Genomic DNA, 8,723 nt, shown 5'->3' on the forward strand with positions numbered 1-8,723 from the left:
CGGCATACGATATATTGATAGGCCCAAAACCCAAAGCTGAAACTAGACAGAACAGAACGAGAAAAGTAATTAGCAAGCAAGCTATGAACTTACCGGCAATCAGCGAACCCGTTCTAGCCTCGACACTAGTATTCATAACTAATTCTCGGAACATCTGCGCTAGGATGGCGATCTACCTTAACCTTCGCCTTGAAGACTTTGGATATTAAAGACTCATTGAGCACTTCATTTATAGAGCCTTGAGCAACCAATCTGCCACGGTCTAACACCAACAAACTATCGCAGAAAGCCGCGGCGAGATTTAAGTCATGAAATGAAGATAAAACACTTATTCCTAAATGCTTCACCTTGTTCAGCAGATCAATTTGGTAGTGGATATCCAAGTGATTGGTTGGCTCATCCATAATTAATAAGCGGGGTTTCTGCACAATTGCTCTTGCAAGCATCACGCGCTGCTTCTCACCACCCGACAAAATACTGAACAAGCAATCTTCAACAGCCGATAAGTCCATATCAGCAATAACTGAACTGACAAAACGAATATCTTCCTTTGTATCCCACTCAAACAAGCCCTTGTGGGGCGCTAGCCCTTGCAGTACAACCTCTCTTACCGTCAGCCCTAAATGATCATGATGCTCCTGCAAAATGACAGCCACCTGCTTTGCGTTGTCCCTTAAGCTGTTCTCCCAGATATCCGAGCCGCCTAAGGACACATTGCCTTTGCTCGGTTTGTTTACTCTGTAACAGCAACGCATCAAGCTGGACTTCCCTGAGCCATTAGGGCCGATTAAGCCAACAAAACCTCCTTCTGATAGGGCAAAACTAATATCTTGCAGGATCACCTTATTACCACAGTGCCACGATAAAGTATTCACACTTAACAAAGGATCAGCAGTTTTATTTTCGCTATCAAGCATCAATATTTCCTAAGAACTGCCAGGCTTATTGTTCGCATTGGATTTGAGTGAAAGAGGCAAGCCTGCGACAACTAAATCGACCTGATCACAAAGGCTTGCCAAGCTTTGATGTAACAGCCCTGCTACATCACAATATTTACGACTTAAATCGCCTAAAGGCATGACTCCCATATTGGTCTCGTTGGAAACCAAAATTAATTCTACATTTGTTAGACTGACAGCCTCGACAAATCGATCAAGCTCTAACTGGACGCGTGTTTTGTCTTCAAGCATCAAAAGATTAGTGACCCATAAGGTAAGACAATCAACAACGAGCACTATATCTTCACCAGCACGTTCCTCAAGCACTTTTGCCAACTCTAGCGGCTCTTCTATCACACACCAATGATCTGGCCGATCTGCCTTGTGACGCTCAATTCGTGCTGCCATCTCCTCATCCAGTGCTTGTGCAGTGGCAAGCAAACAAATCGACGATGCACTATTGTTTGCCATAACTAGCTCTGCTTGCTGTTCTGCATATCGGCTCTTGCCAGATTTTACCCCTCCAAGAATGAGTCTTTTCATCCGGTCTGCTCCAGTAACTCTATCAGCTTATCCATATCAATCGCTGACTCAAAAGCATTGGCTAAGCGCTCCAACTGCTTCTCACGCACTTCTTCAAGGTTGACAGTGGTATCTGATCTTAGTCCAGCCCACTCTAGCAGTGCTTGCAATGCTTCCGGTGAATCAAATATACCGTGCAAATAGGTACCCTTAACCAGGCCGTCACTACTAGTTGCGCCATCTGTACCCGCGAGAGAAGCGTCACCCGTTGATGACCCCAAATTGACAATCATCGGGCGCGCCAAGTCATGTCCTGTGGTCACTCCCGTATGAATTTCATAGCCTTTTACAGGTGCTGAACTTTCGGCTAACTCGCCCACACAATTAAGTAATTTCTTTTCAGCCAACAAGCTAGTCGCACACGAAAGCAAAGCGAAACCTTCACTACTGCCTGGCCGACCTTCTACACCACTTTCATCAGTGATTAATTGCCCTAGCATCTGATAACCGCCACATATTCCCAACACCTTTCCGCCATACCTTAAATGACGATTTAAAATGTCTTTCCAACCATTTTGAACTAAGAAACCTAAATCAGAACGAACGGATTTGGAGCCCGGCAATATGATCAAATCCGCAGGCGGAACCGGGTCCCCTACATTGATATAACGAAAATCAACATCAGGATGCAAACGCAAAGGGTCAAAATCTGTATGATTACTTATACGTGGAACAACCGGCACAATTACACGAAATTTATATTCAGAACTTGGATCGAGTATCTGCTCTGGCAAAGCATCCTCTGCATCAAGGTGTAGACCATGAAGGTAAGGCAGAACACCAAGCACCGGTTTTCCCGTATACGATTCCAGCCAGTCCAAGCCAGACTGAAGCAAGGAAATATCACCTCTAAATCGGTTAATGACGAAACCTTTGATACGCGCTTGCTCAGACTCAGACAGCAATGACAAAGTACCGACCAAATGTGCAAACACACCGCCGCGATCAATATCGGCAACTAAAATAACCGGGCAATCCACTTCCTCAGCAAAACCCATGTTTGCGATATCTCTGTCGCGTAGATTAATCTCTGCCGGTGAGCCAGCACCTTCAACAATGACATGCTGAAATTCATTAGCAAGTCGCTCATGTGAACTTAGCACCGCAGCCATCGCAACCTGTTTATATTCATGGTAAGACGTCGCAGACATGTTGCCTCTGGACTTACCGTGAATAATCACCTGCGCACCGGTATCTGTTTCAGGCTTCAACAAAACCGGATTCATATCCGTTGTCGGCAAAACACAAGCAGCGTGCGCCTGCAATGCCTGCGCTCGCCCTATTTCGCCACCATCAACCGTAACAGCACTGTTGAGCGCCATATTCTGAGGCTTAAAAGGCGCCACTTTATGGCCGCGCCTCACCAAACAACGACACAAAGCAGCCACTAAGGTACTTTTACCCGCATCTGAAGTGGTGCCTTGTATCATCAGTGTTGTCATATCTTAACCTTTACTCAATTAGTCGTTCACAACTATCGACGAGCTCAGCGTATCAAGGTCAATCCTCTCAATACCACCTGTGTACTCAGCAGCACGGTCACCCGAAGCATAACGCCCCACTCCTGTTATGAATAAATCTCCTGCAAAAAGGTCTATTTCAATTGGGTTCTTAACGGTTAGCTCTAAGCCATCTAGTTCACCAGTACCAATTGACACTTCTGCGTCAGTCAGTGTATCAATTGCGATTAGGTAGGCTTGATTCGGCGCATACGAGCTATCAAGTCCCTGAGTGACAACATACAATACGTCTTCATGGATCAATGCAGCAGAAGCATTCGGGAGGCCGTCTTCATCATAATGACTGATATCAATACTATCTAATACGAAATCATCTGACGAGCTATCAGTAACGCTTGGATCGATGACAAGAATTGACCCTTCTCCCCAGCGAATAACATAGGCTTTATCATCAGATGCGAAAAGCACATCATATGGGTTACTGTTGCTTTCGCCGTCTTCATCATTCAAACCGTACTGCCAGGTTAAGGTGTTTGGGTTGTCTATATCGTACTTCGATAAGTTATTTTCACCGTACTTACCTATTCTGTAGTAGTCACTTCCATTTACTGCCACATCGATATCAGAACGATCCGTAGCTGCAAATCCTTCAGTGTGGTCAAAAGGCGCAACTGCTTCCGCAATTGAAATATCACTAGATGAATAATCAGATGCAACACCTTTAATAAATGCACAAGCATTCGCGCAATCGCCACTCAGGTTTTCTGAAAAGGTAATGCTTCCCGGGTTATTGCTTAACTGAATCGTATCAACCACTGCGTTATTACTAGTATTAAGAATCTGAATCTGAGGTGTTGCAAAGTCTCCAACACCTACCCACAACTGCCCCGATGGGCTAAGTTCCAGCGACTGTATATCGACACTCTCGAAACCGGTAACAGGCTCCGTTACTACCGCACCCGTTGTAGGGTTAAACTGATAAAGACTACTAGAACCCCAGCTTTCGTTTCCCTGAAAGTACGCCAAAGTATCGCTAACGTAAACTGATGCGGCAATATTTCCATACAAACCAGCTGTTTCAGATTTGATACTGTTGTCACTTGAACAACCAGTAACGCCAATCGCACCTAGCGCCAATAGCCCTAAGACTAGTTTTTTACCTGCCACATTTTTTTCAATATTCATTACTTGCTCCTATTAATAGTATTTACACACTATCGATCAAAATTGATGAGCATAAGAAACAAACCACTGACGCCCGGGCCCTGGGAATCGGTTGTATTTGCTTACACGCTGACCACTAACATTCTTAATTTTAAATTCGAGTGAATCTTTTTCACTTTTAAAGCCAAGACTGGCGTTAACCTGCTTAACGTCGGGAAGTTCGGCCACACCAGCTGAATCGTAAACACCACCCGACTGCCGTACATATTCCAAGCCAACCGAACGCCCTTGGTCGGCAACCCGCATCTCAACAGTTCCGGAAAAGTCATAAACGCCCGGCAAGGACTCCCCCCTGAAGGCTCTAGAGTTAGATTTATCTTCAGTATCTTGGAAGGTGAGGTTCGAATTAATACAGACAAAATTCGATAAGTGAAGCTCATTGCTGACTTCAATACCGATCACTTGCGCTTTAGAAAGATTCTGCGGTTTGCCAATGCCTCGCGAGTTGTAAATAGTGACAATGGCATCGTTAAGATCACGATAAAACAAAGCGAGCGTACCGGATGTTCTGGTTGACTGATAACTAAGGCTAATATCGGTGTTTAGGGCTTTTTCCTCAACAAGGTCTTCATTGCCTAAAGTGAACCCGCGATCACCATACATTTCATTTAACTCGGGAAGTCTAATATTTCTGGAGATGTTGGCCCTGAATTGAACCTCAGCACTTAGCTGTGCAAGCAAACCAAGCTGGAGGTCATGATAAAACTCAGCAACCTGATCCTGCTTTATTTCATCTACGACAGAGATCCCACGAGCACTACCATTGACCAACCAAAAACCTGAATTAGACAGCCATTCATCTTGTAGCCCGACAACAGTTGTCACGCGCTGATATTGACTAGAAGTGCCTTCGATGCGTTCCTGTAGATCGTAGCCTTCGATCTTTGCGCTTAACAGTGCGGCCCAAAGATTCGCACCGGAAGAAAAACTAGCTTTAATATTTCCACCAAATGATTTTGATACAGTTCGGTCATCATTTCGCAATAAACCTACTTGATTTTTCTCATCCCGAAATATCGTTTCTTTATAAAGTCCATATAAACTATAGTTAAAAACAATACCGCGCCTAAGATGCTGCTCTATATTGGCTTGCATCGAAAAGAACTCTGAGTCATAGGTGGCATCATTGTCTGCAAGGTTTTGTATCTCTGGAACACCCTGCTCTTTATTAGAGTATTGCGTAGTTAAACTAAATCGATACGCCTCATTAACCTGCTCGTTAAATGATGCCAGAAGTGATGTATGTACAACATCATTATTGTTCTTATTTTGATCATAATCGTCGGCGTAATAATCGGGCGTATCGTTTGTATTGATGACTGTATAGTCATTGTCAGCACTAAAGTGCTCAGCAGAAAAAAGATAATTAAGGGTATCCAGACTCCCTTTATACGATGCTGCAGCACGTTTGAGGCCTTCTGAACCAAGACTTGAACTAAGTAAGCCACCGGCTTTTCGTGCACCACCGCTAGTCTTGATATTAATTGCCCCACCAATCCCGGCTTGCTCTAAATATATCGGGACATTACCCCGGTATATTTCTACCTGTTCAACCGCACCAAGTAAGAACTGGCTCAAGTCGACAGCCCCCTGGTAGGAGCCATTCAGCAATACACCATCCAAGTACACGTTTACTTGTTTACTAGATGAGCCGCGAACACTAACAGAACTGAAACTGCCAAAGCCTCCAAGATCTCTGACTTGAACCCCCACTTGGCGCTCAACTATATCGGCAACGCTTACGGCATCACTAGAGAAATCTTCTTTCTTGATAACGGTAACTAAACCAGTATTGCTTGAGGGGTCAACATCAGTCAGCTTGGGGCGTGAAGTTTGAACAAGTACTTCGTTATGTTTTCCTAATATTTCCTGTGCATAAGCATGATAGGAAAAAATTATAAGTACTAAATAGGCAGCAACAAGTCTAAGCACAACTCACCCAACAGCATGTGATGATGGCTTACGAAGGAAGTAAAAAATATACTGGAGAAAAATTACGCACAGCAATATTTTCAAATATCGCCCTCCGCAATACCTTAAATTAAGTTCTCAGGCCGGTCTCCGGGCTTATGAGCATCTGATCACTGTCAGTAGAACTAGCGCCTTCCCATGTATTAATTACACAGTGGCGAGAGCTAGTCCTGTTACTCAATTACCGTTGCGGGGGCAGCGTTGGACTTATTCACTGCTTTAACATACAGCCTTCACCAACTTCCCGTTTCATTCTTAGCAAATGGACAAAGCCAAGAACACCTGTAACGTGGGCGCTAATGTAATAATGTCAGGTTTAAAAGTCAAGTATGCAAATATTTAGGGCCAGAGTAAAAACGGCTATTTTTATTCTGGCCCTAAATATTTATTGCTCTGGAATAGTAAAGTAAAAACTTGCGCCTTTGCCAACCTCAGAGTCGGCCCAGACCCTCCCTCCATGCTTTTCGACAATCCGCTTAACCGTTGATAAACCGACGCCGGTGCCATCGAAGTCACTTTTGTTATGCAATCGCTGGAAGGTCGAGAAGAGCTTACCGGCATGTGACATATCAAAACCTGCACCATTGTCCTTAACCTTAAACACGCGCTCTGTTCTTCCGAGTTCGTCCTCTACCAAAGCAGAGCTAAATGCTATTTCTGCAGATTCTGTCTTGCTACTGTACTTCCAGGCATTGTTTATCAGGTTTTCAACGACTGAATGCATCATTCTGGCATCACCATTGATATTCATATCTGGCTGAATATAAATATCTACGACACGCAGGGGATAGGTATCGCGCAGATTGGCCACTACTGTGTCAGCAATTTCGCTTAAGTTTAGGTCTGTTCTTTTTACTTCTTTTCGCTGCATTCGTGACAGGTCCAGCAAACCGTTAATCAAGTCTTCCATCGACTTGGCACCGGCAACGACTTTCGCCAATATCCGTTGCGCTTCTTCATCAAGCTGCGAGGCGTAATCATCAAGTAAGATATCACTAAAGCCTTTGATCATGCGTAAGGGTGATTTTAGATCATGCGATACAGTGTAACTAAATGACTCCAGTTCTTTATTTGCTGAGGCTAATTCAACATTAGCCTGGTCCAGATCTCGTGTTCGCTGGGCTACTTTCTCTTCCAAACTAGCATTCAGGCCCGTCACTTCATTAAACAAACGCGCATTTTCAAGCGATATAGCAGCCTGTGTCAGTAAGACTTTTATCACACTCATGCGCTGCTCGGTAAAGACCCCTGTACTCAAGTTATTCTCTAAGTACAGAGCGCCTATTTGAGATTTTCGGTAAACAATTGGCAAACATAATACCGACTTTGACCTTGCTTTCGATATATAAGCATCCTCTTTAAACTCGCCGTCAGCGCAAGCATTTTCTAGCCAGATTGTTTCACCTAAACGAAGTGTTAAATTGATTATGTCCTGAGGAACATTCACGGACTTTTCCAGAGGTATATGCATTAAATAGGAAGCCTGATCGTTTGGTAAATCGACTTGAGCTTCTATCTTTGGCCCCTTCAGGCTCTGTACAACCAAGACCCCAATATGTGCACCTGCATTTTCAAGAATTACTTTCATCATGCTTTCAATGAGGTTGTGTAAATCCAACTCCCCCGACAGGGTCTGCATTGACTTTATGATTGACTGAAAATCCAAAGCCTCTCCCGACCTGACTGAACTGGTCGCGGATAAGCCAGTTGAAAACTGCTGAGTCAGCGTAACATTTGACGAATTACTAAATGTGGCTGGCACTGTTTTATCACGTTTCTCACTTATAGCCAGCTCAGGATAACATGCTAATAGCCTATCAATTTTGGCTTTATTCCCCCAACTCTTGTACCAGCTATGTGCCCGTTTAATCGGAACATCGGCAAGGGATTCAAAACCAATATCTATTAAGTAGCGTCCAAAGAATTCGTTTGATAAACCGGCATATTGTCTAAAGCCGTTTTCCTCGGCTTCCTTTATGGCCTGTTTATAACGCTTTGCCGTTTGTTCAAAAGGCGCGCCATCTAAGGCAAGCTGCTCTGCTTCTACCAAAGCAATTTTATGCTCATGATTAAGAGAATATAAATCGGCTCGAAGCTGAAGAATGTGCTTGAGCTCGTTTGATACTTTCTCCAATTTTTTGAATGCTTGATGACTAGCGCCTACAAAGCCCTCTCTCTGAGCACGAATAAAGGCAAGATTACTAAGGCAATATAGGTCAACCATCATAAAATGGCTTTTGAAAAGCCCGTAACTTGCAACCGCGTCAAACAAATGCGCAACCAGTGTTTCGCAATCCGCTTCGTCCCAGAAGAAGTATTCAAAACGGCAATACATGAGAAAGGCTTTGAAAGAACTACCATTGATAATTGCTAACGAGGTCGCCTCGAAGTTTTCGTCGCCAAGCAAGTATTCGTGCTTAAGATAAGATTGCCAAGAGTTTTCAAGTATCGGCAGAAAAGGAACACGCAAAGACTTTTTCTCGACAAAGGCCTTCGCCTCCTCATACTCTGTTAGTAACTCTTCAATGGGAAAGCCCGCAACCGCTTT

6 protein-coding genes and 1 riboswitch are annotated in these 8,723 nt (G+C 44.0%); all 6 genes read right to left on the bottom strand.

Annotated elements, in window-relative coordinates:
* Nucleotides 1-125: 125 nt before the first annotated feature.
* Entirely contained in the window at nt 126-917 is a 792-nt protein-coding gene (locus A3761_RS19465) for an ABC transporter ATP-binding protein (RefSeq protein WP_068552907.1), read from the bottom strand.
* 9 nt (nt 918-926) lie between these two features.
* Complete coding sequence (gene cobU, locus A3761_RS19470) at nt 927-1,481, bottom strand: bifunctional adenosylcobinamide kinase/adenosylcobinamide-phosphate guanylyltransferase (RefSeq protein WP_068552905.1); 555 nt, start codon at nt 1,479-1,481, stop codon at nt 927-929.
* Nucleotides 1,478-2,962, bottom strand: coding sequence for a cobyric acid synthase (locus A3761_RS19475; RefSeq protein WP_068552902.1), 1,485 nt, complete (start codon nt 2,960-2,962; stop codon nt 1,478-1,480). Before A3761_RS19475 ends, cobU begins: the two co-directional genes overlap by 4 nt.
* 18 nt (nt 2,963-2,980) lie before the next feature.
* On the bottom strand, nt 2,981-4,165 hold the full coding sequence (locus A3761_RS19480) for a hypothetical protein (RefSeq protein ID WP_068552900.1): 1,185 nt from the start codon (nt 4,163-4,165) through the stop codon (nt 2,981-2,983).
* 36 nt (nt 4,166-4,201) lie between these two features.
* Nucleotides 4,202-6,136, bottom strand: a complete 1,935-nt coding sequence (locus A3761_RS19485; protein ID WP_068552898.1) for a TonB-dependent siderophore receptor — start codon at nt 6,134-6,136, stop codon at nt 4,202-4,204.
* 102 nt (nt 6,137-6,238) lie between these two features.
* Nucleotides 6,239-6,476, bottom strand: a riboswitch (cobalamin riboswitch).
* An 84-nt stretch (nt 6,477-6,560) separates the two neighbouring features.
* On the bottom strand, nt 6,561-8,723 hold a 2,163-nt coding region (locus tag A3761_RS19490), incomplete at its 5' end, for an ATP-binding protein (protein ID WP_156491965.1).

The sequence above is a fragment of the Oleiphilus sp. HI0123 genome, from assembly GCF_001635315.1.